The organism is Nocardiopsis coralli, assembly GCF_014892575.1.
Classification (GTDB): Bacteria; Actinomycetota; Actinomycetes; order Streptosporangiales; family Streptosporangiaceae; genus Nocardiopsis; species Nocardiopsis coralli.
In genome coordinates, this window is sequence record NZ_JADBGI010000029.1 from 1 (window position 1) to 24,967 (window position 24,967).

The 24,967-nt window shown below is 69.4% G+C and carries 23 protein-coding genes, 2 tRNA genes and 1 pseudogene; 11 read left to right on the forward strand and 15 right to left on the reverse strand.

Annotated features, from left to right (window positions below; translation table 11 throughout):
• Positions 1-499 precede the first annotated feature (499 nt).
• Positions 500-808: a hypothetical protein gene (locus tag IDM40_RS24240; RefSeq protein ID WP_193124381.1), complete on the reverse strand. Its 309-nt coding sequence runs from the start codon at positions 806-808 to the stop codon at positions 500-502.
• A gap of 453 nt (positions 809-1,261) precedes the next feature.
• Between IDM40_RS24240 and IDM40_RS24245 the strand changes: the two genes are divergently transcribed.
• From IDM40_RS24245 to IDM40_RS24250, 3 genes are all read left to right on the forward strand, one after another.
• On the forward strand, positions 1,262-2,095 hold the full coding sequence (locus IDM40_RS24245; protein WP_193124382.1) for a helix-turn-helix domain-containing protein: 834 nt from the start codon (positions 1,262-1,264) through the stop codon (positions 2,093-2,095).
• 185 nt (positions 2,096-2,280) lie between these two features.
• Positions 2,281-2,403: a DLW-39 family protein gene (locus IDM40_RS28710; RefSeq protein WP_017578042.1), complete on the forward strand. Its 123-nt coding sequence runs from the start codon at positions 2,281-2,283 to the stop codon at positions 2,401-2,403.
• Positions 2,404-2,671: 268 nt separating this feature from the next.
• Positions 2,672-2,744 (forward strand) — tRNA-Ala (locus IDM40_RS24250).
• Between the two features lie 82 nt (positions 2,745-2,826).
• Here the strand turns inward: IDM40_RS24250 and IDM40_RS24255 are convergent.
• Genes IDM40_RS24255 through IDM40_RS24270 form a run of 4 tightly spaced genes read right to left on the reverse strand, consistent with a single transcriptional unit; the run spans position 2,827 to position 6,406 of the window.
• The gene (locus tag IDM40_RS24255) at positions 2,827-3,462 is read right to left on the reverse strand and encodes a response regulator (protein ID WP_193124383.1); all 636 of its coding nucleotides are present in this window, start codon (positions 3,460-3,462) and stop codon (positions 2,827-2,829) included.
• Entirely contained in the window at positions 3,459-4,742 is a 1,284-nt protein-coding gene (locus tag IDM40_RS28910) for a sensor histidine kinase (protein ID WP_193124384.1), read from the reverse strand. The genes IDM40_RS24255 and IDM40_RS28910 overlap by 4 nt, the downstream gene beginning before the upstream one ends.
• A gap of 4 nt (positions 4,743-4,746) precedes the next feature.
• Positions 4,747-5,487 (reverse strand): ABC transporter permease, encoded by a 741-nt coding sequence (locus IDM40_RS24265; protein WP_193124385.1) that lies wholly within the window; start codon positions 5,485-5,487, stop codon positions 4,747-4,749.
• Positions 5,488-5,497: 10 nt separating this feature from the next.
• Positions 5,498-6,406 (reverse strand): ABC transporter ATP-binding protein, encoded by a 909-nt coding sequence (locus IDM40_RS24270; protein ID WP_193124386.1) that lies wholly within the window; start codon positions 6,404-6,406, stop codon positions 5,498-5,500.
• 757 nt (positions 6,407-7,163) lie between these two features.
• Here IDM40_RS24270 and IDM40_RS24275 point away from each other — a divergent pair.
• Both IDM40_RS24275 and IDM40_RS24280 read left to right on the forward strand, forming a co-directional pair.
• On the forward strand, positions 7,164-7,496 hold the full coding sequence (locus IDM40_RS24275; RefSeq protein WP_193124387.1) for a WhiB family transcriptional regulator: 333 nt from the start codon (positions 7,164-7,166) through the stop codon (positions 7,494-7,496).
• A gap of 271 nt (positions 7,497-7,767) precedes the next feature.
• Positions 7,768-8,448: a DUF1707 and DUF4870 domain-containing protein gene (locus IDM40_RS24280; protein ID WP_328807114.1), complete on the forward strand. Its 681-nt coding sequence runs from the start codon at positions 7,768-7,770 to the stop codon at positions 8,446-8,448.
• A gap of 88 nt (positions 8,449-8,536) precedes the next feature.
• On the opposite strand, the gene IDM40_RS24285 is transcribed toward IDM40_RS24280, so the two are convergent.
• Positions 8,537-9,103: a hypothetical protein gene (locus IDM40_RS24285; protein WP_193124389.1), complete on the reverse strand. Its 567-nt coding sequence runs from the start codon at positions 9,101-9,103 to the stop codon at positions 8,537-8,539.
• Positions 9,104-9,400: 297 nt separating this feature from the next.
• On the opposite strand from IDM40_RS24285, the gene IDM40_RS24290 reads away from it, so the two are divergent.
• Entirely contained in the window at positions 9,401-9,925 is a 525-nt protein-coding gene (locus IDM40_RS24290; protein WP_193124390.1) for a peptidylprolyl isomerase, read from the forward strand.
• 22 nt (positions 9,926-9,947) lie between these two features.
• Positions 9,948-10,832 (forward strand): rhomboid family intramembrane serine protease, encoded by an 885-nt coding sequence (locus tag IDM40_RS24295; protein ID WP_193124391.1) that lies wholly within the window; start codon positions 9,948-9,950, stop codon positions 10,830-10,832.
• 129 nt (positions 10,833-10,961) lie between these two features.
• On the opposite strand, the gene IDM40_RS24300 is transcribed toward IDM40_RS24295, so the two are convergent.
• The 8 genes and pseudogenes from IDM40_RS24300 to IDM40_RS24335 all read right to left on the reverse strand — a co-directional run bounded on the left by IDM40_RS24300 (position 10,962) and on the right by IDM40_RS24335 (position 20,704).
• Complete coding sequence (locus tag IDM40_RS24300; protein ID WP_193124392.1) at positions 10,962-11,216, reverse strand: cell division protein CrgA; 255 nt, start codon at positions 11,214-11,216, stop codon at positions 10,962-10,964.
• 136 nt (positions 11,217-11,352) lie between these two features.
• Positions 11,353-13,182 (reverse strand): Stk1 family PASTA domain-containing Ser/Thr kinase, encoded by a 1,830-nt coding sequence (gene pknB / locus IDM40_RS24305; protein WP_193124393.1) that lies wholly within the window; start codon positions 13,180-13,182, stop codon positions 11,353-11,355.
• 505 nt (positions 13,183-13,687) lie between these two features.
• Positions 13,688-14,881, reverse strand: a pseudogene (locus tag IDM40_RS24310) (serine/threonine-protein kinase); the annotation flags it as partial.
• The gene (locus IDM40_RS24315) at positions 14,878-16,335 is read right to left on the reverse strand and encodes a peptidoglycan D,D-transpeptidase FtsI family protein (protein ID WP_193124394.1); all 1,458 of its coding nucleotides are present in this window, start codon (positions 16,333-16,335) and stop codon (positions 14,878-14,880) included. The pseudogene IDM40_RS24310 and the gene IDM40_RS24315, both read right to left, overlap by 4 nt.
• A complete protein-coding gene (locus tag IDM40_RS24320; protein ID WP_193124395.1) occupies positions 16,332-17,738 on the reverse strand; it encodes an FtsW/RodA/SpoVE family cell cycle protein in 1,407 nt (468 codons plus the stop codon). Before IDM40_RS24320 ends, IDM40_RS24315 begins: the two co-directional genes overlap by 4 nt.
• 4 nt (positions 17,739-17,742) lie before the next feature.
• The gene (locus IDM40_RS24325; RefSeq protein ID WP_193124396.1) at positions 17,743-19,143 is read right to left on the reverse strand and encodes a Stp1/IreP family PP2C-type Ser/Thr phosphatase; all 1,401 of its coding nucleotides are present in this window, start codon (positions 19,141-19,143) and stop codon (positions 17,743-17,745) included.
• On the reverse strand, positions 19,140-19,640 hold the full coding sequence (locus tag IDM40_RS24330) for an FHA domain-containing protein FhaB/FipA (RefSeq protein WP_193124397.1): 501 nt from the start codon (positions 19,638-19,640) through the stop codon (positions 19,140-19,142). Before IDM40_RS24330 ends, IDM40_RS24325 begins: the two co-directional genes overlap by 4 nt.
• A 296-nt stretch (positions 19,641-19,936) precedes the next feature.
• Positions 19,937-20,704 (reverse strand): FhaA domain-containing protein, encoded by a 768-nt coding sequence (locus IDM40_RS24335; protein WP_456320163.1) that lies wholly within the window; start codon positions 20,702-20,704, stop codon positions 19,937-19,939.
• A gap of 238 nt (positions 20,705-20,942) precedes the next feature.
• On the opposite strand from IDM40_RS24335, the gene IDM40_RS24340 reads away from it, so the two are divergent.
• Positions 20,943-21,028 (forward strand) — tRNA-Leu (locus IDM40_RS24340).
• A gap of 132 nt (positions 21,029-21,160) precedes the next feature.
• Here the strand turns inward: IDM40_RS24340 and IDM40_RS24345 are convergent.
• Positions 21,161-21,703: an SSI family serine proteinase inhibitor gene (locus IDM40_RS24345; RefSeq protein ID WP_193124398.1), complete on the reverse strand. Its 543-nt coding sequence runs from the start codon at positions 21,701-21,703 to the stop codon at positions 21,161-21,163.
• Positions 21,704-21,787: 84 nt separating this feature from the next.
• On the opposite strand from IDM40_RS24345, the gene IDM40_RS24350 reads away from it, so the two are divergent.
• From IDM40_RS24350 to IDM40_RS24360, 3 genes are all read left to right on the forward strand, one after another.
• Positions 21,788-22,120, forward strand: a complete 333-nt coding sequence (locus IDM40_RS24350; RefSeq protein ID WP_193124399.1) for a rhodanese-like domain-containing protein — start codon at positions 21,788-21,790, stop codon at positions 22,118-22,120.
• A gap of 76 nt (positions 22,121-22,196) precedes the next feature.
• Positions 22,197-24,167 carry a PAS domain S-box protein gene (locus tag IDM40_RS24355; RefSeq protein ID WP_193124400.1) on the forward strand — a complete coding sequence of 657 codons (1,971 nt, stop codon included), beginning with the start codon at positions 22,197-22,199 and terminating at the stop codon, positions 24,165-24,167.
• A 125-nt stretch (positions 24,168-24,292) separates the two neighbouring features.
• Positions 24,293-24,898 (forward strand): ATP-binding protein, encoded by a 606-nt coding sequence (locus IDM40_RS24360; protein ID WP_193124401.1) that lies wholly within the window; start codon positions 24,293-24,295, stop codon positions 24,896-24,898.
• The last annotated feature ends 69 nt before the right edge of the window (positions 24,899-24,967 follow it).

A 24,967-nucleotide genomic window follows, 5' to 3' on the forward strand; every position in this document is an offset into this window, starting at 1 on the left:
GGTCCTGTTTTCGGGGCTCTTCCCCTTTTTTTGTGCCCAGGCTTGTGAACATGTGAAGGCACAACAGAAGGGCCGATGGGCCGGCGCACCGTATGAGGTGAGCGCAGCCCGCATCGGCCCGTGGCGGGGGACCGCCGACAGGAGGGCTCGGGGGAAGCAGCGGGGGGTGTTGCGTGGCCGTGCTCGCCGGCGGGGCCGGCGCGAGGTCAGTCCTCGTCGACCTCCGGGCTCTCCACGAGCTGCCGCAGCAGCGCAACGAAGTCGTCGTCACTCATGGCCGACCAGTCAACATGCTCGTTCATGTTGTGCGGATTCCCCGGACCGGGCGGGCATAAGCCTCCGAGGCGTGCTTCGACCGGAGAACACTGTGTTAAATCCGTGTCCTCGCAGGTCGCGGGGGTTGCGAGGGGCATGTGTGGCCGCATCCGGACGAAGCATGGACTTCCCGACGTCTTTCCGGTAATCGGGCCGGCCTGCTCCGTCCGGGCGGGCAGGGCCTTCAGACGCGTTGGCGCAGGGCGCTTCGGCACTCGGGGCAGCGGCAGCGCTTGTTGTAGCCGGTCACGGTCCCGTGGGGGAGCGAGGGGTCGCGCTGTTCGGTGAGAGTGGCGTCGAGCTGCTCACCGAAGGGGACGAGGACGCGGGCGGTCGAGAAGACCTGCTTCGGGCTGATCTCCAGCTCGGCGGCTGCTTCGTCGATGTGCTTCCCCATGCGGAGTTTCGCGATGAGTCGTGATCGGGTGCTCGGCGGCATCCGGGCCTCGGCATTCGCGATGAGTTGCTCGGCGTCGTCGATGGGGTAGCTCATGGGTTTCCTCTACGTGTGCGGGCACGCCCGCCGCAGCGGGCACCTCAAGCATCGTACGTGGTTTCTTCCCGCTGGTAGCAGTGTGAGACGCAAGGGGCATATGCGGATCATTCGGAGGCGCGCGGAGAGGGGTTGAAGCGGCCGGTTCGGGACCCGCTCCGAGTACCTTCGCGGAACCCCGATGTCCACCCCACGATTGTTACGACCGGGGCGCATGTGAGGCAGGAAAACGGCAGTGAACTTCTGGGTTTTCTGTGACTGCGCTTCTGCAACTACTGTGACCTAATGTGACAAACGGGCGTTTTTCCCGACCGGAGATCCAGGATGATCCGACCTCTCCCTGGTGATGGGGTCGGAAACGTTCGTTGTTTTCTAGAAACGCATTGCTAGAAGCTAGGTACCGTGTTTCGCTGGTGGGACACCCTCACCACCCTGTGTCATTGGATCAGTGATATGACCAGCCCCACGGTTCGCCGACGGCGTCTGTCCTCCGAACTCCGCCGCCGCCGTATGCAGGCCGGAATGACCCTCAGCGACGTGGCCGAGGAACTGGAGTGGTCGCCGGCCAAACTCGGCCACATCGAGACCGGTATCCGGAAATGGCCCTCCGTCATGGAGATCTCCGCACTGCTGCGCCTGTACGGGGTCACCGGCGGCCAGCGCGAGGCGGTGCTGACCCTGGTCCGGGAATCCCGGCTCAGGCCGTGGTGGACCGAGTACGAGGACGTGATCTCCTCCGCCTACGTCGGCAACGAGGCCGGTGCCGAGGCCGTGCAGACCTACGCGGGGATCCTCGTGCCCGACCTCCTCCAGGTCCCCGACTACACCGCCAGGGTGGCCCGGTCCCTCGGGCACGGTGAGCACAGCGTCGAACGCATGGTGGCCGCCCACCTCAAACGCCAGGAGAGCCTCGACGCCGGAGGTATCGGGCGTTACCACGCGGTACTGGAGGAGGACGCCCTCCAGCGTGTCTCCGGCGATCTGGAGCTGCTGCGGGCGCAGACCGAGCGGATCGTCGAGCTGGCGACCGACTCCGATGCGGTGACCGTCCAGCTGCTGCCGACGTCCGCCGGCCCCCACCCGGGCTTCTCCGGCCCCTTCTCCGTGCTCGAGTTCGACCAGGACGAGGCCGCGCTCGCCTACGTCGAATCGCCCCGGGGCGGAGCGATCGTCGAGTCCGAGGACGGCGTGCGCTCGTGCCGACGCGTCTGGGAGGCGCTCACCTCCGCAGCGGCCTCGCCCGAGGCCAGCGTGGGTATTCTGCGCCGCATGGCCCTGCTGACCTGAAGCCTTCCTGCAGCGTGTGCCCAGGGCTGATGCCGACTGTTGGTGTGAAACGGTCCACCGTGGCCGGGAGTGCCCGGGATGGCTTGCTAGTCTGCTTGGTGACAACCTCATAAAGTTCTCTGTGGAGGGCCGGACCCCCGGGCTCGGCCCCCTGCACGAACCGGACCAAAGAAAGGGTGCAGACAGTGAAGAAGATCATCGTTCTGGCGCTGGTGGCCCTCGGTGCTTTTGCCGTCTACCGCAAGATCCAGGCCGACCGCGCCGAGCTGGACCTCTGGACCGAGGCCACGGCGGCCAGCGAGGGCTGATCGCGCGAACGCCAGGGCGGCGTCCTCGACGCCGTCATGAGGGTTCCGCCGGGCAACCGCGGGCAGGCACACACCACGTGCCGCCCCGGAACGCCCGACGGCGACACGAAGGCGTGGGTGGGCTGACGACCCCGCGGTGCGACCCACGGCTTTGTGCTGCGTCCGGCCCCGGACGTGGCTCCGTGGTATCCGGTTCGGTCCGAGTGACCGGGGCGGCCTTCGGATGAAGGTATGCTCTGTGAGGTGACCGGGCCCGACCCCGGATCCAGGGGCCATAGCTCAGCTGGCAGAGCGCTGGTTTTGCATACCAGAGGTCAGGGGTTCGACTCCCCTTGGCTCCACTCTGTACGAGGCGCCCGTCCCCGCACTTGCGAGTGCGGAGGCGGGCGCCTTCGTCGTTCCCGGGCCCGCCTGCCCCGCGCCTCAGCGCTGCTCCGGGGGTACCAGGTACCCGCGGGCGAAGGCGGCCGCGACGGCCGCCGCACGGTCGTTGACGCCGAGCTTCGCGTAGAGGTGCAGCAGGTGTGTCTTCACCGTTGCCTCGCTGATGAACAGCTGCTGCGCGGCCTCCCGGTTGGTGGCCCCGTCGGCGATCAGCGCGAGCACCTCCACCTCGCGCCGGGACAACGGGCCCGGCGAGGGCGGCCGCACCGCCCCCATGAGCCGCGTCGCGACCGTGGGGGACAGGACCGCCTCACCGCGCGCGGCCGACTCCACGGCACGGAACAGGTCCTCCCTCGCCGTGTCCTTCAGGACGTAACCGGTCGCGCCCGCCTCGATCGCGGACAACACGTCCCCGTCGGTGTCGTAGGTCGTGAGCACGAGTACCCGCGACGCCACGCCGCGCTCGGCCAGCTCGCGGATGGCGGTGGGCCCGTCCGTGCCGGGCATGCGCAGGTCCATGAGGACCACGTCGGGCAGGAGCCTCTCCCCGGCCTCGACCGCCTCCGCCCCGCTGCCGGCCTCGCCGAGGACCTCGAAGCGCGGATCTGCGTCGAACATGCTCCGGAGGCCGTCCCGCACGACGGGATGGTCGTCGACGACGAGCACCGAGATCACGGCGTCCCACCCCCGGCGGGCGTCGCGGGGACGGACACCGAGACCGCCGTGCCCCCGCCCGGCTCCGACTCGACGTGGACCCGGCCGGCGAGCCTCCGGACCCGCTGCCGCATCGCCACGAGGCCGAACCCTCCCTCGCCCGGACCGCGGCTCCGGCCGTCCCCGGGTACGAAACCCGTCCCGTCGTCCCGCACGTCCAGTGTCACGACGTCCTCCATGTAGGACAGGGTCAGCCCGACCCGGCCCGCTTCTGCGTGTTTGGCGACGTTGCTGAGCGCCTCCTGCGCGGCCCTCAGGAGCGCGGCCTCGACGTCGGTGTGCATGGGCCGCGGGTCGCCCGTGACGGTCAGATCCGCGGCGACACCGTGGATCCCGGACCAGCGTTCGACGATCCGTCCCACCGCGTCCGGGAGCCGTGCCTCGGAGAGCGCCTGCGGCTCCACGGCACGGACGGTCCTGCGCGCCTCGGACAGGCCCTCCCGGGCCAGGGACATGGCGGTGGCCGTGTGGCGGCGTGCGGCCGCGGGGTCGCCGGAGGAATGCTCCGCCGCCTCGAGCTGGGAGAGGATCCCCGCCAGGCCCTGGGCGAGCGTGTCGTGGATCTCCCGCGCCATCCTCTGCCGCTCGTCCAGCACCCCGGCCTCCCGCGCCCGCGCCATGAGGCGGGCGTGCAGCTCGGCGTTCTCGTCCAGCGCCGCCTCGAGGCGGGCGTGGGACCGGTTCAGTTCGGCGAGCATGCCGGCCTGCTGCCGGTCGTGGTCGAACCACAGGTCCGCCAGGTGGAAGGAGGCCGACGACAGTCCGGCGCCGACCAGGAACACGGCGCCCCAGAGCCACCACTCGTCACGGCTGATGGCGTCGAAACCGCCCAGATAGACCACGGCCATGAGCAGCGACGTGGCGACGGCCCCGACATACCGCAGGCCGCCCCTCAACAGGTCGTACGCGTGGACGTAACCGAGGAGCGCGGCGATGCCGTACCAAGGTGCGAGGGCGACCAGCGCCGTGGCCAGTGCCAGCAGTCCCGCGTAGTAGAGCACCATGAGCGCGCGGTTCCCGCGTGGCGCCCCGGGGCGTGTGACGAAGAAGAACACCCAGGCCGCGGTGGCGGCCGTGAGCCCGAGGACCGCCCCCAGGTCCACGGGCTCGCCACGCACCGACTGCAGCAGGGTGATGACGGCGCAGAGGGACAGAGCCAGGTACGGGAGGGCGGCGAAGAACGCGTTCCAGCTGCGCTCCGCACGGTCCGGCCCTGTGTCTGCCTCGGTCCCGGTGCTCACGAACCTACTCCCAACGGAAGTACCGCGCGGCCAGTGCGCCCGCCGCGACCGTCCATCCCAGCAGCACGGCCAGGTGGAGCAGGTGCGGCCAGTCGCCGGCGGCGGCGTCCTGCAACGACTGTACTCCGGCGCCCAGCGGTGTGGCATCGCTGATGGTGCGAAGGACGTCGGGCATGGTCTCGCGCGGGGTCCACAGCCCGGCGAAGAACAGCATCGGGAGCAGCAGCACGAACCCGATCGCCCCGGCGCTCGTGCCGCTGGGTGCGACGGCACCCACGAGCAGGCCGATCGCGAGCACCGCCAGGCTGGTCAGGAGGTGGGCCGCGATGTAGGCCAGGGGCAGTTGCGGCAGGTCCACGTCGAACGCCACCCGGCCGAGGGCGAGGATGACCAGCATCGTCGCCACGGACATGCACGTGTACATGAGCATCTGGGCGCCGAGCATCACCGCGGGCCTGACGGGTGTGGTGCGCATCCGCCGCAGCACACCCCGCTCCCGGTACGTCGCGAACTGCTGGGGAAGGTTGGTCAGGGCCGGAACGGTGAAGGCCAGCGCCACGACGATCGGCGTGTACAGATCGATGACGCGGAGCCCGCCGAGGCCCTCCTCCGCCTCCTGGAACGACGGGACGGAGCCGAGCACGGCGTAGAGGACCGGTGGGAACAGGAGCGCGAACACCACACTGATCGGTTCGCGCAGGAACAAGCGGGTCTCGGCTCGGGTGAGCCGGAGCAGGACGGTCATGACGGCCTCCTCAGTCGTCGATGGAGCGGCCGGTGAGCGCGACGAACGCGTCGTCGAGCGAGGGCTGGTCGATCCGCAGGTCGGAGGCGGAGACGCCGTGGCGGGACAGCTCTGTGACGACGGCGGAGAGCAGGTCGCCCGTCCCGGTCACGGTGACGCGGTCCTCGGCCCGGTCGACCCCGAAGACCTCGGGCAGTGCGCTCAGCACCCCGGGGTCGAACGGTGCGGACGGTCGGAACCCGATCCGTTGCCGGTCCCCGACCGTGGAGACCAGGCCTGCGGTGGTGTCGAGCGCGACGACGCGGCCGGAGTCGATCACGGCGATGCGGTCGCAGAGCCGCTCCGCCTCCTCCATGAAGTGCGTGACCAGGAGAACGGTGACGCCGCGGTCGCGGACGGACTCGATGAGGTCCCACGTGTCCCGGCGGGACTGCGGGTCGAGCCCGGTGGTGAGTTCGTCGAGCACCGCCACACGGGGGTTGCCGATCACGGCGAGCGCGATCGACAGCCGCTGTTTCTGTCCGCCCGACAGGTGCCGGAACTGTGTGCGGGTCCGGTCGGTGAGCCCGAGGTCCGCGATCAGTCCCCGCCAGTCGGCGGGGTCGCGGTAGAAGGAGCTGTAGAGTTCCATGGCCTCGCCGACCGTGATCTTGTCCGGCAGCTCGCTCTCCTGGAGCTGGGCCCCGAGCACGTGCCGTAGTTCGGCCGAGTCAGTCTGCGGATCGAGGCCGCAGACCCGGACGGTTCCGCTGTCCGGGGTGCGCAGCCCTTCGATGCATTCGACGGTGGTGGTCTTTCCGGCCCCGTTGGGGCCCAGGATCCCGAAGATCTCGCCGCGGCGGACGGAGAGGTCGACCCCGCCCACCGCGGTGCGGTCGCCGTAGCGCTTGACGAGACCCTGCACTTCGATCTGTGTCATGTCTCGAGAGTGCGGCTCGGAGGGGGTTCCGGGGATCGACCGCCGGGGGTGGAACCCGGGAGCGGACCGGTGGATGGGGGATCCACCGATCGGTGGATGCTCGCAACCCCCTGCACGGTGCGCCGTTACCTGCCCGTCCCGAACTTCGGGACGGACGCACGGAATCAATGGGGCCCTTCACCACAAAAGCCCGGGTCCATGGTTACCAATGAGTATTCTCGATCGGCCGACGGTCGCGTTCTTGCGCGTGGCCCGAGATGCGCATGTGGTTCGCCCAGAAGAGGCAACTAGTCCATTCGAGTTAGATGGATGACGGAGAGTCCTGTCCGGGGGTCTCGGGCGGGTCCTGTGAGGGACTCATCGGATGACGTGAAGTCGCAGGTCATCACGGTTGTCGGGGAAACGATGGAGGAGGTCCTTTCACGGCGGTTTCGTGAGGCCCCCGTACCACACGTCATTACCCTGCGTATGTGTATGATGACACCTCCCCTCGGTTCGATGGTCCTACTGGGCCATATGAGAAATAGGTCTCTTGGGGACTGTTGGTGAACTGGGACGATCCGTAGTTTCGACACCAGCGACAACGAGGAACACAGCGCGCCGAAACGAACAACCCCCGAAGGCGTGAAGCGCGGTCCCCCCGCGCTGCGACAGAAGACCATCGTCCTCGGATCGGTCCGCTGTTCCTCGGCCACCCCGGGTCCGTCCGGAGGTGGAATCCGATCACCACACATGCTGATCTTGGGAGTGGGGCAACATGTGGAACGAGAAGATGGCGATCCGGGCGAAGTGCCGTGAGATCGACCCGGACGCCCTGTTCGTTCAGGGAGCCGCGCAGAACCGCGCCAAGCTGATCTGCCGCGGATGCCCCGTACGGACCGAGTGCCTGGCAGAGGCGCTCGACAACCGCATCGAGTTCGGTGTCTGGGGAGGCATGACCGAACGCGAGCGCAGGGCGCTGTTGCGGCGCCGCAAGGACGTCTCGAGCTGGTACGACCTGCTCACCAGCGCCGAGCGCAACTACGAGCGGGAACAGGAGCGCCGCGAGGCCTCCCGCCGCTCGGCGGACCCGGTCACCGCCCGGCAGTGACCGACGGCGTCGGATCCCGCGTGGGCCGCAGGCCCAGGGAGGGGTCCCGGAGCGGAGGTCCGGCGCCACCGGTGGACAAACGGGAGATGTCCACCGACCCCGACCGCATCGGCCGGCCTCGGAGGGACCTTGTTCCTCCGGGGCCGGACCCGTCGCTCAGGGAAGAGTCAGGGGCTGCCCCGATACCCGAACGCCACATGCGTGACGCACCATGGAGGGGACGGGCCCCGACGGGCCGCGTCCCGATGCCGTGAGGGAGGGTGACGTGGCGGTGGACGAACATCGAGGCCACACCGACCGGCCCCGGCCGTACCGCGGGGGCAGTCCCGAACTGCGTCTCTCGCACGCCGACCGCGACGCGGTCGCCGAGGTGCTCCGGGAGGCCTACAGCAAGGGCCAGATCGACGGCGACGAGTTCGGGCAGCGCGTCGACCTGGCGATGAGCGCGAAGTACCCCTCGGAGCTCGAACCCCTCACCGCGGACCTCGGTCCGCTGCCCTCACCGGGGCCGTCCGGGGCGAGTGCGCCCGGACCGCAGCAAGGGGAGCAGGAACACGGCCCGGCCGAACGGGTGATCTCCGCGGTGGGGCACGCCAGCCACTACTACCTGCCGTTCGTGGTGCCGCTGCTGCTCTTCGCGGTCAGCGACAAGACGTCGTGGTACGTGCGGCGGCAGGCGATGGAGGCGCTCAACTTCCAGCTCTTCTGTGTCATCGCCGGGGCGGCCAGCGCCCTGCTCATCACACCGATCGCGCTCTTCTGGGCCCTGGGCCCGGTGGCGCTGGCGGGGGCGCCGGCGGTCCTGCTGGCCGCGCTCATCGCGGTTCCGGTGGCGGTTCTGCTCTACGTCGTCACCGGGTGGATGATCCTGCCGGCGGTCGCGGGGATCGCGAGCCTGATGGGGAAGAACTGGCACTACCCGATGTTCTTCCGCCTCCTCAAGGACAAGTGAGGGGCCGGGGCCCGGAGGGCCCCGCCACCGACCCGCGTCGTGGGGGAAAAGGGGATGGCCGGCGGGCTGTGCGCCCACCGGACACGCTCTAGGACTTGGTGGATCCGTCCTGTTCAGAGCCGGTCGTGGCCTGAACCTTCTCCTTGGCCTTGTCCTTGGTGGCCTTGGCCTTGTCGGCGGCCTCGGACGCCTTCGTCTCCAGGTTCTCGCGGGTCTCGCGGACCTGGTCACGCGCCTGGTCCAGGTGCTCCTGCCACTCGGCGTCCTGCGAAGCCTGGCGCATGCGCACCAGCGAGTAGACCACGACACCGCCGACGACGGCCGCGCCGCCGATCAGCAGGGTGCGGGAGACCTTGCGGTTCTGGCGCAGGGCGCGCAGGCCGCGGCGGGACGGCTTGGGGTCGACCCGCTGGGCGGCGGTGGTGAGGAGGTCGGCCACACGAGGGGCGACGGTGTCCTCGACCCGCTGGGCGGCGGTCTCCAACCGGGGGGCCGTCCAGCCTCGGGCCTGGAGGAGCTTCAAAGAGGCCTGGTCGCGCGCCTGGTCGGCGTACGGGCCGAGGCGCTCGGCCTGCTCGCGAGCGAGGTCCTGGAGGCGGGCGATGGCCACCTCGGCCTCCTTCTGTGCCTTGCGACGCTTCGTGGTGATGGGCACGTCGTCAGCTCCTTCGATAGAGATCGTCAGCGGCCTCCACCCGTGGACTGCGGACAGTGCCGCACGGGCGGCTTGCCGTCGTCCTTCCCTGTTACCCGGGTGTTATCTCAACTTACGTCCTCTCCGTCTGTGATCTGTGCTTCAACACCGCGCGTGATGCTTCGACGCCCCCGGGAACACGCCCCAGGTCGGTGCCGTTCGGGCCGACGTCGTCCACAGGTCACCGGGTTTCGGCGAAGCGCGGGTGCCGGACGGGTAACGTGAGCACGTACGCGAACTCGACCGAAAGGCACGCAGGTGTCGGACTCCAAGGGTCAGCCCACCGCGCGGCTGAACACCTCCAAGGGAACCATCGTCGTCAAGCTCTTCGAGGAGGAGGCCCCCGAGACGGTCGCCAACTTCATCGGGCTGGCCGACGGCTCCAAGCAGTGGATGGACCCCACCACGGGCAAGCCCTCCAACAGCAGCCTCTACGAGGGCACCATCTTCCACCGCGTCATCGACGGCTTCATGGTCCAGGGCGGCGACCCGCTCGGCACCGGCCGCGGTGGCCCCGGGTACACGTTCAAGGACGAGATCCACCCGAACCTGCGCTTCGACCGCCCGTTCCTGCTGGCCATGGCCAACGCCGGCCCGGGCACCAACGGTTCGCAGTTCTTCATCACCGTGGACAAGCCCTACTGGCTCGACGGCCGCCACACCATCTTCGGTGAGGTCATCGAGGGCGACGACATCGTCACCCAGGTCTCGCAGGTCGCCACCGACTCCCAGGACCGTCCCCGCGAGGACGTGGTGATCAACAGCGTCGAGATCACCCGATAGAACCACGGGAGCGAGACCGGCCATGAGTGAGCCCCCACCCCCGACCGGTGCGTCACCCACGGGGGACAGACCCGCGCCCCGCACCTGCTACCGGCACACCGACCGGGAGACCGGGGTCAGCTGCACCCGGTGCGGACGTCCCATCTGCCCCGACTGCATGGTCGAGGCGGCCGTGGGATTCCACTGCCCGGACTGCGTCGCGGAGGGGAACCGCAACGTGCGGCAGGCCCGGACCGTCTTCGGCGGCAAGGTCATCGAGAAGCCGTACGTGACGTGGACGCTCCTGGGCCTCATCGCGGTCGGTTTCGTGCTGCAGCAGCTGACGCCCGGCATCGTGTCCGTCCTGGGGATGCACGGCTACTCCGTGTACCTGGGCGGGGAGTGGTACCGGCTCATCACGTCGGCGTTCCTGCACGGGGGCATCTTCCACCTGTTGTTCAACGGGTACGCGCTCTTCCTGCTCGGCAACGCGCTGGAGCGGTGGCTCGGCCACGGCCGATTCCTCGCCCTGTGGTTGCTGGGTGCGCTGTCCGGCTCGGTGCTGAGCCTGCTGGCCGCTCCCGGCCAGCTGTCCATCGGGGCCTCCGGGGCGATCTTCGCGCTGTTCGGCGCGGCGTTCGTGACCGGTCGCCGCCTGGGCCTGGACATGCGGATGATCCTCGTCCTGCTGGTGGTCAACCTGGGGATCACGTTCCTGGTCCCCAACATCTCCTGGACCGCGCACATCGGCGGCCTCGTCGCCGGCTTCGCGGTCGGCGCGGTCTTCGCGCTGCTGCCCAGGGGACGGGTCGACCACCGCAGGCGCACCCTCGTGCACACGTCGATGGCCGCGGCCTACGCCGTGCTCCTCGCCGCACTGCTCATCGGGGGACCGGTGCTCGTGTGGCCGGCGCTCGGCCTGGTCTGAGACCGGCCGGGGCACACACACCGAAGGCCCGGGAGGGGACCGTCGTCCTCTCCCGGGCCTTTCGTGTGTCTGTGGGGGTGCGTCCCGGGCTGCCCGCGGGGGCGGGAGCGCTGCGGGGCCGCGGCGGCGTCAGTGCCAGCGGGTCGACAGGATGACCGCCAGGATGATGCCGCTGAACCCGATGAGCAGGTTCCAGTTGTGCCAGTCCTGCATGTAAGGGATGTGCGAACCCGCGATGTAGTACACGCCGATCCACAGGATGCCCACGATGAAGGAGCCCAGCATGACGGGGACCAGCCAGCGGGGACTGACCTTGGGCTTCTCCTTGGAAGGAGGCGGAGTGTATACAGCCTTCTTCTTGCGATCGTTGCGTGACTTGGGCACGGTCGCTGCTCCAAAGAGGTGGGGCGGTTCGGAAAATGTTCGCACAGTCTACGCCCAGCCGGACGCGTGCGTCACCGGCAGGCCCGGCGGGCAGGAACGACGGTGCCCCACGGCCTCGCCGTGGGGCACCTGAGCGTTACCGGTCCTCCTGAGGACGGACGAGGCCGTCCTCCTCGGGGGACTCCGGCGGGTCCGGGATGCCCGGATCGTCGTCGTCCGTCGGGAGGTCGGGGATGCCCGGATCCTCGTCGGTGGGCTCGTCCGTGGGTTCGTCGGTGGGGTCTTCCCCGCCGTCCTCGGGCGCGGTGGCGATCATCAGCGTCACCGTGGAACCGGCGTTGACCGACTGCCCGGCGGCCGGGGCGTGGGACAGGACCGTGCCCTCGGGGGCGTCGCCGTCCTCCTGCTCCTCGGTCTGTGCCGTCAGGCCCAGCCCTTCCAGGGTCGAGACCGCGTCCTCCGCGGTCTGGCCCTCGAGGTCGGGCACCTCGACCTGCTCCGGCCCCGAGGAGATCTGGAGCGTGATCGCGCTGTCGGAGGCGACCTCCTGGCCGGCGGCCGGGTCGGTGCCGATCGCCGAGCCCTGCGGGACGTCCTCGCTGGCCTGCTCATTGGTGCTGACGTTCTCGAAGCCGGCGTCGCTGAGGGTGCTCATGGCGTCGGACTCGCTCTGGCCCTCGACCGACGGGATCTCCGTGTCGCCCTGGCCCGAGGAGACGACGAGGGTGACCCGGTCGGTCACCGGGATCTCCTCACCGGCCTCGGGGTTCGTCTCGACGACCGTGCCTTCCTCGGCGTCCTCGTCGGTCTGCTCCTCGGTGTTGATGTCCTCGAAGCCCTCTTCGCCGAGTGTGGAGCGGGCCTCCTCCTCGGTCTGGCCCACCACGTCGGGGATCGCGGCCTCCTCCGTGGCCGGGCCCTCCCGGTTGAACAGCCAGAACAGCAGGACGAGCGCGCCGATGACACCGAGGATCAGCAGCAGCCACAGGGCCTTCTTGCCGCCCCCGCCCTTGCGGTCGTCGTAGCGGTCGTCGTCCTCGTAGTCGTCGCTGTAGTCCGCCGGGGGCAGCGTCGTGGTCGCGCCCGCACCGGCGGCGCCCATCATCATCGTCCCGGCCTGCGTGGGCATGCCCTGCAGACCGCGCTGGATGTCGGCGCGCATCTCCGCGGCGTTCTGGTACCGCTCCTCGCGGTCCTTGGTCATCGCCCGCAGCGTGACGTCCTCCAGCCACTGCGGGATCTGCGGGTCCACCTCGCTCGGGGGAACCGGGTCCTCGCGCACGTGCTGGTAGGCGATGGAGACCGGGGAGTCGCCCGTGAACGGCGGGCCGCCGGTGAGCAGCTCGTAGAGCACACACCCGGTCGAGTAGATGTCGCTGCGCGGGTCGACGCGCTCACCGCGCGCCTGCTCCGGCGACAGGTACTGGGCGGTACCGATGACCTGTGAGGCCTGCGTCATCGTGGCCTGGTCGTCGGACATGGAACGCGCGATGCCGAAGTCCATGACCTTCACGTCGGCGTTGCGCGTGAGCATGACGTTGGCGGGCTTGATGTCCCGGTGCACGATCCCGTTGCCGTGGCTGTACTCCAGCGCGTTCAGGATCCCGTCGACCAGCTCCGCGGAGCGGTCCGGCAACAACCGCCGGTCGTCGTCCAGCAGCTCCTTGAGCGTGCGTCCGTCCACGTACTCCATGACGATGTACGGGATCGAGACCCCGTCGATCATGTCCTCGCCGGTGTCGTAGACCGCGATGATCGCCGGGTGGTTCAGGGAGGCCGCGGACTGTGCCTCACGGCGGAACCTGGCCTGGAAGATGTGGTCCTTGGCCAGGTCGTGTCGTAGGGTCTTGATCGCGACGAGCCGGTCGAGGCGAAGGTCGCGTGCGCGGTGTACCTCGGCCATGCCGCCACGCCCGACGATCTCGTCGAGCTCATAGCGGCCTCCGAGGAGCCGGGGCTGGGACATGTCGTGCACTTATCCTCGTGTCTTCCGGCGGCCGGCCGCGGACCGCCTCCTACGCTGAGCGTCTCTCGCCCAATGCCACGTCACTCTGGTGTCGGTCATCAACTGTCGTCCTCGCCGCCCGGAGGCGTCTCGTCCTCGGGCGGGGGCTCCTCTTCCTCCGGAGGGGGTTCCTCCTCGGGCGGGGGCTCCTCTTGCCCGTCGTCCTTGTCCTCCTCGGGCGGGGCCGTCGGCTGTTCGGTGTCCTCGTCGGGCTCCTGGGTCGGCGGAGGTCCGGTCTCCGGCGGGCCGGTCGACCAGTCGCCGTCCTGCGGCGGTCCCTCGGGTTCGACGGGGACGTCGGGCGGCTCGGTCTCCTCCTGCTCCGGTGTCGGAGTGGGGGAGGGAGCCTCGACCTGGTCCTGGGTACCGACCTGGTCGCGCGCCGCGCCCGTCTCCTGGGTGTCGCCCCCGAACAGGAAACCGGCCACCACGGCGGACACGATGAGAACGGTCGCCGCGACGGCCGCGAGGNAGTGGGGGAGGGAGCCTCGACCTGGTCCTGGGTACCGACCTGGTCGCGCGCCGCGCCCGTCTCCTGGGTGTCGCCCCCGAACAGGAAACCGGCCACCACGGCGGACACGATGAGAACGGTCGCCGCGACGGCCGCGAGGACCACGGGCATCTTGATACGGCCGCCCTGGTCCTGATCCTCGCCCAGGGTATCCGAGACACCGTCCTGGCCTGGAGGAACGCCCGCGGCGCCGCCGGCGTCGGCCGCTTCGGCCGTGCCCGGTTCGGGAACCGCGGCCACGACGGCGGTCTGGGCCATGCCCTGGAACCCGGTCGACGGGGTCGGCGGGCCCGTTCCGGCGTTGGAACGGATCACCGCAGCCGTATGAGCCACCTCACTCGCCGAGGAGGGGCGGTCGTCGGGGGCCTTCTGCAGCATGGCGGAGACCAGGCCGTCGACCTCCGCGGGCACGTGCGCGGGAAGCTCCGGCGGTTCCTCGCGGGTGTGCGCGAGCGCCAGCGCGACCGGGCTGTCCCCGGTGAACGGGGGCTGCCCCGCCAGGCACTCGTAGGCCACGACCCCGAGCGCGTACAGGTCGGAGGAGGAGGTCGCCGGCCGTCCGGACGCCTGTTCCGGCGAGATGTACTGCGCGGTGCCCATCACCATGCCGGTCTGGGTCAGAGTGACCGACATGTCGCCTCGTGCGATCCCGAAGTCGGTCAGCTTGAGCTGGTCGTCCTCGGTCACCAGCAGGTTGCCCGGCTTGATGTCGCGGTGCACCACCCCGCGTGCGTGCGCGGCCGCGAGCGCCTTGGCCGCCTGGCACACGAAGTCGAGGGTGCGGTCCGGCGTCAGGTGGCCGGTCTCGCGCAGGATCTGGGAGAGCGGCTCACCGACCACCAGCTCCATGATGAGGAAGGCCCGGCCTTCTTCCTCGCCGTAGTCGTAGACCTGGGCGATACCCGGGTGGGACAGGCCGGCGGTGATCCGGCCCTCGGTGCGGAACCGTTCCCGCGCCGTCGGCTCGGCCATCTGGGCCGGGTGCAGCAGCTTCACGGCCACCGGTCTGTTGAGCAGGGTGTCGGTGGCCTTCCACACCGTGCCCATGCCGCCGGAACCGACCTGTTCCTCGAGTCGGTAGCGGTCGCTCAGCACGGTCCCCGCGAGCTCCGGGGGACCGTGACGGGAAGACGGCTCGTTGGCGCTCACTCCTGGACCACTGCCTCCATCATCTGACGTGCGATGGGAGCGGCGTTCTCGTTGCCGCTGCCGCCGCCGTGCTCGATCACGACCGCGACGGCGACCTCGGGGTCGTCGGCGGGCGCGAAACCGATGAACCAGTTGTGCGTGCCGTCCTCACCGCCGGTCTCGGCGGTACCGGTCTTGCCGGCGACGTCCATGCCGTCGATGGCGGCGTTGGTGCCGGAACCGCCCTGCTCCGTGACGAGCACCATCATGTCCGTCAGGGTCTGGGCGGTGCTGGCGCTGGTCGCCGTGCTGTAGGGCTGCGCCTCGGTGGAGGAGAGCGTGGACTCCCCGTTCGGCTCCTGGATCCGGTCCACGACGTAGGGCGTCATGACCTCGCCCGAGTTGGCGATGCCGGCCGAGACCATCGCCATCTGCAGCGGCGTGGCCTCGACGTTGCCCTGCCCGATGCCGGCGCGGCCGAGGACGTTGCGGTCGTCCTCCTCCGGCGCGAGGCTCGGGGTGGCCTCCAGCGGGGTCTCCAGCACCTCGTCCTGGTTGAACCCGAACGCGGTCGCCTGCTCGCTGAGCGGCGCGCCGCCCATCTCGATCGCCCAGTTGGCCATCGAGGTGTTGCAGGAGATCTGGATCGAGTGCGCCAGGCTGTCGGGCTGCCCGTTGTTGCAGGTGCCGCCCGGTGTGGCGTTGGGCAGCGGGCGCCCCAGGTCGAGGGTGTCGGGGGCGTCCATGGTGCTGTCGGCGGACGCGTCCAGGTTCTCGATCGCTGCGGCCGCGGTCACGACCTTGAAGGTCGAACCCGGGGGGTAGCGCTCGTTGAGGGCCCGGTTGAGGAGCGGCTTGCCCTCGTCCTGCTCGAGCTCGACGTAGTTGTCGACGGCGCCTTCCTGGTCGTCGATGCTCACCACGTCGTTGGCGTCGTAGGAGGGGTAGGAGACCGCGCCCAGGATCGCGCCGGTGCTCGGGTCCAGAGCGACGGCGGCGCCGTTCTTGCCCTCGTTGACGAACCCGTCGTAACCGGCCTGCTGGACCTCGGGGTCGAGCGTGAGCTCCACGCGCGCACCGCCCGGGTCGTGCCCGGTGAGGATGTCGCGCAGGTTGCGGGCGGCGAGGCGGTCGTCGGAACCGTCCAGGAGGGAGTTCTCCGCCTCCTCGACACCGGAGGCGCCGTAGCTGCGGAACGAACCCACGATGGGTGTGTAGAGGTCCTCGCCGTTGTACATGCGCTGGTAACGGGAGGGGTCGTCCTCCTCCGAGATGTCCTCGGAGTAGGCCACCGGCTCACCCGCGACCTGGATGGGGCCGCGCTGTTCGGTGAGGCGCTCGCTGTACTGGCGGCTGTTCAGCGGGTCCTCGCGGATCGCGTCCGCCTGGAAACCCTGGATCCAGGTGGCCTGGAGCATCAGGGCGCCGAACAGGATCATGGAGAAGACGGCGAGGCGCCGGATGGGTGTGTTCATCGTCGGATCACCTGTGTGGCCCCCTCGTCCTGGATCGCCTTGGGCGCCGGGCGGCGCGCGTTGTCGCTCATGCGCAGCAGCAGGCCGATCATCAGCCAGCTCGCCATGAGCGCCGAACCGCCTGCGGCCAGGAACGGCGTCGTCATACCGGTCAGGGGGATGATGCGCAGCAGGCCGCCGAGCACGACGAAGACCTGGAAGCACACGACGAAGGCCAGGCCGCTCGCCAGCATCTTGATGAACAGCTCGCGGGAGGCCAGCGCGATGCGCATGCCCCGCTGCACGAGCAGGAAGATGACCACGAGGATGGCCATGAGGCCCGTCAGCCCCAGTTCCTCGGCGATCGAGGCCAGAACGAAGTCGCTGTCGGCCGCGAAGATGTTGTGCGCGTCGCCGCCGCCGAGGCCGGTGCCGAACAGGCCGCCGTAGGCCATGCCGATCTGGCCCTGCACGAGCTGGGCGCTGCCGCCGACCGCGTCGTAGACCTCCTGGTCGAAGGCGTTGAACCAGATGTTGACGCGCTGCTCGAAGTGCCAGAAGAGCTGGAAGGCCAGGGCCGCGGCCAGGACGAACACGGTGAGGCCGATGATCACCCACGACGAACGCTGGGTGGCCACGTACAGCATCGCCAGGAACGTGCCGAACAGCAGCAACGAGCTCCCGAGGTCCTTGGTGACGACCAGCAGGCCGATCGCCATGACCCAGCCCACGACCATCGGCATGAAGTCGCGGGCGCGGGGCAGGTCCAGGATCTTGAACCGGCCGACCTTGATCTCCTTGGCCGCCAGCGACAACACCTGGCGCTTGGTGACCAGGTACGACGACAGGAAGATGACCAGGGCGATCTTGGCGAACTCCGACGGCTGGATCGTGAAGCCGCCGACGCCGATCCAGCGGCGGGCGCCGTACTCGGAGATCCCGATGACCGGGAGCATGGGGAGAGCGATGAGGACGATCGCGGCCAGCGCGCTGATGTAGGTGTAGCGCTGCAGGATCCGCGGTTCCTTGAGGAAGAACAGCAGGGCGATGCACAGGATCATGCCCACGGCCGTCCAGACGAGCTGCATCCCGATGCCTGCGTGCTCGATGTCGCCGGAGTCAGCAGCGTCCAGGCGCCAGATCATCGCGACGCCGACCCCGTTGAGGAACAGCGCGCACGGCAGGATCAGCGGGTCGGCGTACGGCGCGATCCAGCGCAGCGCCATGTGGGTGGCCAGTGCCATGGCGCCGAAGAGGAGTCCGTAACCCCACATGGCGCCGGGGATCTGACCGTTGAGGTTGAGGCCGGCCACGGCCATCGCCGACATCGTGATCACGATGGTCACGCAGATGAGGGCGAGTTCGGCGTTGCGCCGTTTGACCGGGGGTAGCTCGGTGGGTGCCTCGGGGGCCGCTGTGCTCATGGCGTCACCCGGTTTCCTCGGCACCTTCGTCGGCGCCGCCGAGGGTCGTACCGCCGTCGGTGCCGGTCTCCGCGCCCGTGTCCGCACCGGTGTCGGCCTCGGGGGCGTTGTCGGCGGCGCCGGCGTTCTGGTTCTCGGCGATGCCCTCGCGGAGCGTGTCGAGGTGCTCGACCGCCTCCTGCTCGCTCTCGAACGGCACGGTGCCGTTGACGGCGTCGCGGTCGGACGTGCTCAGGGCGTCGATGCGGATGTCGCTGCTCTCGATCTCGTCGGAGAGGTCGATCCCGGCGATGTTCGTGTCGATGCCCTGGTAGACGCTGACCGTCTCCCCGTCGCTCGAGGGGCCGACGAAGTACTGGTCCTGGACGTACTGGTTGCCGAAGTAGTAACCGACACCGGCGACCAGGGCGACCACGGCAAGGAAGACGAGGACCATCGGCCACCAGCGGCGCCGGCGGTACTCGGTCTCCTGCCCGTTGCCGCGGCCTTCGCCGTACGGGTCGCCGTAGGGCTCCCCGTAGTCGCGGTTCTCGTCCTCGACCGGGTCCATCTCGGCGGTGTCGCCGCCGTTCTCGCGCAGGTCGCGCGCGCGTCTGGCAGGGGTGTCACTGCCTTCGTCGACACCCTCGCGCCGCTGGCCGGCGGCGCCCACGACCTGGCTCGGTCCGGCGGGGTCGGCTTCGGACTCGACGACGTCGGCGACGACCGCGGTGATGTTGTCCGGTCCGCCCCCGCGGATCGCGAGGTCGATGAGCTTGCGGGCCACGGCGTGCGGGTCGGACTCGGCCTCGAGAGTCTCGCGGATGGTCTTCTGGCTCACCACACCGCTCAGGCCGTCGGAGCAGAGGAGGTAGCGGTCGCCGACCTCGGCCTCGTTGATCGACACGTCGGGGTCGACGGGGCTCTTGCCGTCGAGCGCGCGCAGGATCAGCGAGCGCTGCGGGTGGGTGGCGACCTCTTCTTCGGTGATCTTGCCCTCGTCGACGAGGGTCTGCACCAGGGTGTGGTCGTGGGTGATCTGCTTGAACACCTGGCCGCGCAGCAGGTAGGCGCGGGAGTCGCCGATGTGGAGGAGGGCGACGCGGCCCTCGGCCCACAGCATGGCCGTGAGCGTGGTCCCCATGTTCTCGAGCTGGGGTTCCTCCATGATCCGCTGAGAGAGCGAGGCGTTGGCCTGCACGACGGCGTTCTGGAGGACCTCGACCATCTCGTCGGATCGAGGGTTCTCGGTGTCGAGACGGCGGATCGTGGAGATGGCGATGGAGCTCGCCACCTCACCGCCGGCGTAACCGCCCATGCCGTCGGCGACCGCGAGGAGGTGCTGGCCGGCGTAGCCGGAGTCTTCGTTGCCTTCGCGGAGGCATCCTACGTCGGAGTACGCCGCGTATCGGAGAGCGATGGTCATTTGCGCAGTTCCAGGACGGTTTTGCCGATACGGATGGGCTGACCCACCGTGATGGGCTGGGGGCGATTCAGCTTCTGCTGGCCGAGGTAGGTGCCGTTCGTCGAGTTGAGATCTTCCACGAACCAGCGGCCGTTGTCGGAGTAGACGCGTGCGTGGCGTCCCGAGGCGTAGTCATCGGTGATGACCAGGGTCGAGTCGGGCGCGCGTCCGATGAGGATGGGCTGGGAGCCGAGGTCGACGGTGGTCCCTGAGAGGGGCCCCTGGGTCACGGCGAGGACCGTGGGCTCGTTGCGTCGAGAGCGCGAGGGCCGCGACGACTGGGAGGACGCGCTCCGGCGAGGAGCGGGGCGCGCCGAGGGGCTGGGCTTCTTCTTGCCCTTCTTCTTTTTCTTCGGCCCGAACAGGTCGGTGTTGATGACCCCGACCGCCATGAGGACGAAGAGCCAAAGCACCACGAGGTACGCGACCTTGATCAATATGAGTGTCAAGTTGGACATCGAACTGCTCTTCAGCCCCTGTCGTGCTCCGGCCATGGTGGCGGGCCTGCGCGCCGCCACCGCTTCTTCCCCACCTTCGGGTCGGTGAGTGGTCGAGTTACCTGCTTCCGCACCCGTCGGGTAGCGGACAGTGTGCCCGATGGGTCGGGTCTTCGCGGAGACTACCCGCCCGGACGGATATCCGACAGCGGGTCCTGTCCCCGCCCCCGGCCCGGGGCCCGACCTGTCAGACGCCGACGGAACGCTGTTGGTTGCGAATCGGCGGCTCTGACGGTCGTTGCCGAGCCCGGTGCAGGTCAGTCCCTACGGAACGTCATCGTCGTGCGGCCCAGGCTGATCCGGCTGCCGTCGACGAGACGGACCTGACCCACCTGCTGGCCGTTGACGAAGGTGCCGTTGGTCGAGCCCTTGTCGACCAGGACGGCCTCGTCACCGTCGAGACGGATCTCGACGTGGTGTCGGGACACCCCGTTGTCCACCAGTCGGAGGTCGCAGTCGGTGCCGCGGCCCAGAAGGGTGACGGGTGTGGTCAGTTCGAAGGACTGCTGCATGCCATGGCTGGCGATGCTGCCCTCGGCGGTGGCACCGCCGGGGGAGATCAGCAGGCGGGGCCGGCCGGTCTGCTGCGGGCCGCTGCCCTGGCCGGGCTCGCCGACCGGCTGGCGGACCTCGCCGTCCTTGTCGATCATGCTGCCGCGGACGACGCCGGACCGGATGCGGAAGCGCCCGGTCTTGAGGCCATCGTCCGACCGGAAATGGACACGGACCGGACCGACGAAGGAGTAACCCTGTTCGGTCGCGTAGTCGCGTGCCAGCTTCGACAGTTCCTGACCGAGGCTGTCGGCGTAGACCTCCAGGCGCTCCTTGTCGCTGGCCGAGAGTTCCACGATGAAGTCGTTCGGGACCAGGGTCCGGCCCTGGGCGACGATCGCGGCGCGTTCGTCCATCTCCCTCTGGACGGCACTCGCCACCTCGACCGGTTGGAGCTCCGACTTGAAGGCCATCGCGAAGGTGCCTTCGATCATGCCCTCAAGCCTGCGCTCGAAGCGTTGGAGCACTCCCACGAGGTACCTCCCTTTGTACTCCACTCCGTATGTGTAAACGATCGTAACCGGGCTCGGGTCCCCCTGCTTTCAGTCGCACCCCCCGGAGCGCTGCCCTCCGGCGACGAGTGGCAGGTGGGGGATGGTCGTAAACGAGTGTGCAAGTCACCTTCAGGCCGTGCTAGCCTTGTTCACGTCGCAAGGGGGACGGGCCGGAAAGGCCCTGACACCGGCACACACAACATGATGGTTGTCACCCGGGCGGGTGGCGGAACGGTAGACGCGCACGGTTCAGGTCCGTGTGTCCGAAAGGACGTGAGGGTTCAAATCCCTCCTCGCCCACCATGATCCCGCGGGGTCGGTCCCAGACCGTACACCCCGCGGGATTTTTTGTGTACGCCCGAGGGTGCGTGCGCCCCGCCGCACAGGAGAAGGGGCCGGGCCCACGGCCCGACCCCTCGTGTTCTCAGTACGCGATCAGGGGTTGAGTACGGTCTCGAGCTCCTCGAAACGCTCGATCTCGCAGCCGTTCTGCTGGTTGAACTCGGTGTCGATCTCGGTCCCGTGCACGTGGCCGGTCACGTGGGCCTGTTCGGGCCCGCCGATCTGCATGGTGCACGCCATGTCGCTGGTGTCGAGGGTGAACGGCTCCTCGCCGGCCTCCTCGATCTGGGCACAGGCGGCCTCGGCGTCGGGGTGGTCCCCGCCTTCCGGGCCGCAGGTGAGCGTGTACGTGCCCTCCTCGAAGCCCTCGCGGGGCTCCAGGGCCTCGTCTCCACTCAGGGAACGTTCGATGGTCAGCTCGACCTCGGCGTCACCGGACGCCTCTCCGTCGGCTTCGTCTTCGGCGTCGTCGCCGCCGTCGTTCTCGGGGGCTTCGGTCGATTCGCCGTTGTCGTTGTCGGGGGCGGGCGCACTCACCTCGGAAGAATCGTTGCCGCAGGCCGTGATGAGCAGGCCGAGGGCTGCGAGGGCGGCGAGGCGGGTCGGCAGCGCGGTCGCGAAGGTGTGCATACGCATGTGTCTTGGACGTGCACCCACGGCGATACGGTTCCCACCGGGCGCAGTTTTTTTCACGACCCGTACAACAGGGGGAACACGAACATGTTCGGCAGTGACATTCCCGAGGTCGCGGCCTCCGACGTACCGGAGAACGCCTACCTCCTCGACGTCCGCGAGAACGACGAGTGGGACGCCGGCCACGCGCCCGGCGCCGTCCACATCCCGCTCGGCACCCTGGGCGACCGTGCCGCCGAGGTGCCGCAGGACCAGAAGGTCTACGTGATCTGCCGCTCCGGCGGACGGTCCGGACAGGCCGCGATGGCGCTCAACCAGGCCGGGTGGGACGCCGTCAACGTGGCCGGGGGCATGCAGGACTGGGCCGGTTCCGAGCGTGAGATGGAGTCCACCGGCGGTGACGATCCGCGCGTGATCTGACCGATTTCGGTGGCCGATTCCCACCGATTACGCAAAGGCCTGCCACTCGGGCGCCCCCGAGTGGCACTATGACCGCGTGAGTTCCGAGCGCGACCCCCTCAGCGCCGACGACGTCCTGGCCTCCTCGGCCGACGCCGTGATCGTGATCGACGACGAGTCCCGGGTGACCCATTGGAACCCGGCGGCCGAACGCATGCTCGGATGGTCCCGCGAGGAGGTCCTGGGCCGGGAGCTGCCCATCGTCCCCGGCGAGCTCAGGGCCGAGCACGGCGCCGTCCTGGAACAGGCCCGCGCCGGGTCCCCGCTGTCGATCGTCACCCGCCGCCTGCACAAGGAACGCGGTGTCGTGGACGTGCGCATCAGCACCGCTGCCGCACGCGACGGGGACACCGGGGCGTGGCGCGGTTGGGTGCTCACCCTCTACCCGCGCGAGAACGAGACCGACGTGCACACCGCGGCCATGGAACGCGCCCGCCTGGTGCGGCGCCTGACCGACATGGTCGTGGACATCAACGCCGACCTGAGTCTCCAGTCGGTGCTGGACCGCCTCTCCGGCAGCATCACCGAGCTCACCGGCGCCGACGCCGGCGGGTTCGTCCTGCTCAACGAGGACCGGGTCGAGCTGGTCAGTCTCAGCGAGCTCCCCGACAACCTGCACGGTTTCAGCGCGCCCCTGGAGACCAGCCTGTTCGGCGAGCTCCTGCGCAGCGGCAAGTCCGTGCTGCTGGCCAACGAGGACACCCGGGGGCTGCAGGACCTCATCTGGGCCGACCTTCCCGGCCTGCACACCATCGCGCTGTGTGTGTCGAACGTGCACGGCCGCCCCTACGGCGCGCTCTACGCCCTGTACAGCCGGCGCAAGGTCGGGCACGTGGAGCTGGAACTGCTCGAACTCCTGGCCGCGCACGCGGGGGTGGCCATCGGCAACGCCCTGGCCTACGAGGAGACCGACCGCCAGCGCCTGCACGAGCAGGTGGTGGCCGACTCCAGCGCGGACGGCATCGCGGTCCTGGACTTCGACGGCCGGGTCCGCAAGTGGAACCGCTCGGCGGTCGAACTCACCGGGTACAGCACCGAGACGATGACCGGGCGGCATCCCCCGTTCCCCATCCCCGCCTGCCACGGCGAGCCGATCAAGCACAAGCTCGACGACGGCCGGTGGTTGGAGATCCTCATGGCGCGGATCCCCCGCACCCACGAGTGGGTCGTGGACTTCCGCGACATCACCGCGCAGAAGCACATGGAGGACGACCAGGAGCTGTTCCTGGCCACCACCGGCCACGAGTTGCGCACGCCCATCACCGTGATCCACGGGCTGGCCTCCACCCTGCGTACGCGTTGGGGGCACCTCGACCCCGAGGCCCAGAGGGAGGCGGTCGAGACCATCGTGGAGCGGTCGCGTTCGCTGGTCGCGCTCGTGGAACGGCTCAGCCTGGGCTCGGACGTGGCCCGGGGCGAGCTGGACGTCAAACGGGTCCCGTTCGACCTGCACGAACTGCTCCACCAGGCGGTCTCGGCCTTCCGTCCGCTGTCCGAACGCCACGACGTGCTCATGGAGGGGTGCGTGCCCCTGCCGCCCGCGGTGGGTGACCCGCTGGCCACCGGCATGATCATGGACCAGCTCCTGGACAACGCGCTCAAGTTCTCGCCCGGAGGGGGAACCGTGCACGTCAGCGTGCAGGCCGAGGGTGAGAGTGCCGTGGTGACCATCGAGGACGAGGGGATGGGTCTGCACCCCGGCGACGAGGAGAGGGTCTTCGACCGTTTCGTGCAGTCGGGGGTGCGCGGTGACCGCCGCAAGTTCGGCGGGATCGGCATCGGCCTCTACATCGTGCGCCAGCTCGCCCGGGAACAGGGCGGCGACGTCACTGCTCAGGGGATGGCCCGGGGGACCCGCGTGCGGTTGGCTCTCCCGCTGGTCAAGGGTGGTGAGCCACAGGGGTCACGGTTGTCCCGATCAGCACAGGAAACAACAAAAATCTCAAAAAGCACTGAAGCCTTGCTGAGTAAGCGTTCCGAGTCCCCGGATGCCGGTGGGGCGGCCTGAGGCGCCCCGGCCCTACGTTTTCGAGCTGGGTGATCGGGGCATTTCCACCCCTGGTGGACGCCGCCGTCACACTTCGGTGGCTTCCACTCTGCTCGCTACAGTACGAACGCTCAGGGACAAAAGCCGTGGCAGGAGACAGAACCTCACCCGAAGACGGGGAGTGCCGGCACGAGGTCGAGCGGAACGTCACCCTTCCCTACGTCCCCTCCAGTGTCACCGGGGCGCGCAAGCTGCTCCAGAGCGACCTCACCGGAATCGGGCTCGGCGACGACCGCGTCGACGACGCCTCCCTCGTCCTCAGCGAACTGGTCAGCAACGCGCTGCGCCACGCCGCCCCTCTTCCCGCACCCGACGAAGACACTGTCGGCGTCGCCTGGCGGGCCGGGATCGACCCGGCCTCCGGCTCCTCCGGATGGGTGGAGATCTCGGTGCGCGACGGCGGATCCAGCAGCATGCCCCGTGTGGCCCGGCCCTCGGTCTCCGGGCTCGGCGGCCGCGGCCTCGGTATCGTCCAGGCCCTCGCGGGCCGCTGGGGCACCGAGATGGACGGCGACACCACGACGGTGTGGGCGGTCCTGGAGATCACCGGCGACGACCTCGCGCACGAGGGTTCCGGCGCCGAAGCGGCATCGGCCGACCCCGTTCCCTCCGACACCCCCGGCGATCCGGCCGTCGTCGAGGTCCCCGTTGGGGCGCGCGGCAACGCGGCCGCCGGGAGCGCTCTGCTCTGACAACCCCTTCTCCACAGCGCGATCCGCAGCCCGGGTCCCACCGCCGTGTGCGGTCGCAGACCCCCGGCG

Bases quoted from the DNA above. Each gene is read 5' to 3' on its own strand.
- IDM40_RS24240 (WP_193124381.1), bottom strand. From the start codon at position 808: ATGAGCTACCCCATCGACGACGCCGAGCAACTCATCGCGAATGCCGAG.
- IDM40_RS24245 (WP_193124382.1), top strand. From the start codon at position 1,262: ATGACCAGCCCCACGGTTCGCCGACGGCGTCTGTCCTCCGAACTCCGC.
- IDM40_RS24265 (WP_193124385.1), bottom strand. From the start codon at position 5,487: ATGACCGTCCTGCTCCGGCTCACCCGAGCCGAGACCCGCTTGTTCCTG.
- IDM40_RS24270 (WP_193124386.1), bottom strand. From the start codon at position 6,406: ATGACACAGATCGAAGTGCAGGGTCTCGTCAAGCGCTACGGCGACCGC.
- IDM40_RS24275 (WP_193124387.1), top strand. From the start codon at position 7,164: ATGTGGAACGAGAAGATGGCGATCCGGGCGAAGTGCCGTGAGATCGAC.
- IDM40_RS24295 (WP_193124391.1), top strand. From the start codon at position 9,948: ATGAGTGAGCCCCCACCCCCGACCGGTGCGTCACCCACGGGGGACAGA.
- pknB (WP_193124393.1), bottom strand. From the start codon at position 13,182: ATGTCCCAGCCCCGGCTCCTCGGAGGCCGCTATGAGCTCGACGAGATC.
- IDM40_RS24315 (WP_193124394.1), bottom strand. From the start codon at position 16,335: ATGAACACACCCATCCGGCGCCTCGCCGTCTTCTCCATGATCCTGTTC.
- IDM40_RS24320 (WP_193124395.1), bottom strand. From the start codon at position 17,738: ATGAGCACAGCGGCCCCCGAGGCACCCACCGAGCTACCCCCGGTCAAA.
- IDM40_RS24325 (WP_193124396.1), bottom strand. From the start codon at position 19,143: ATGACCATCGCTCTCCGATACGCGGCGTACTCCGACGTAGGATGCCTC.
- IDM40_RS24330 (WP_193124397.1), bottom strand. From the start codon at position 19,640: ATGTCCAACTTGACACTCATATTGATCAAGGTCGCGTACCTCGTGGTG.
- IDM40_RS24345 (WP_193124398.1), bottom strand. From the start codon at position 21,703: ATGCGTATGCACACCTTCGCGACCGCGCTGCCGACCCGCCTCGCCGCC.
- IDM40_RS24350 (WP_193124399.1), top strand. From the start codon at position 21,788: ATGTTCGGCAGTGACATTCCCGAGGTCGCGGCCTCCGACGTACCGGAG.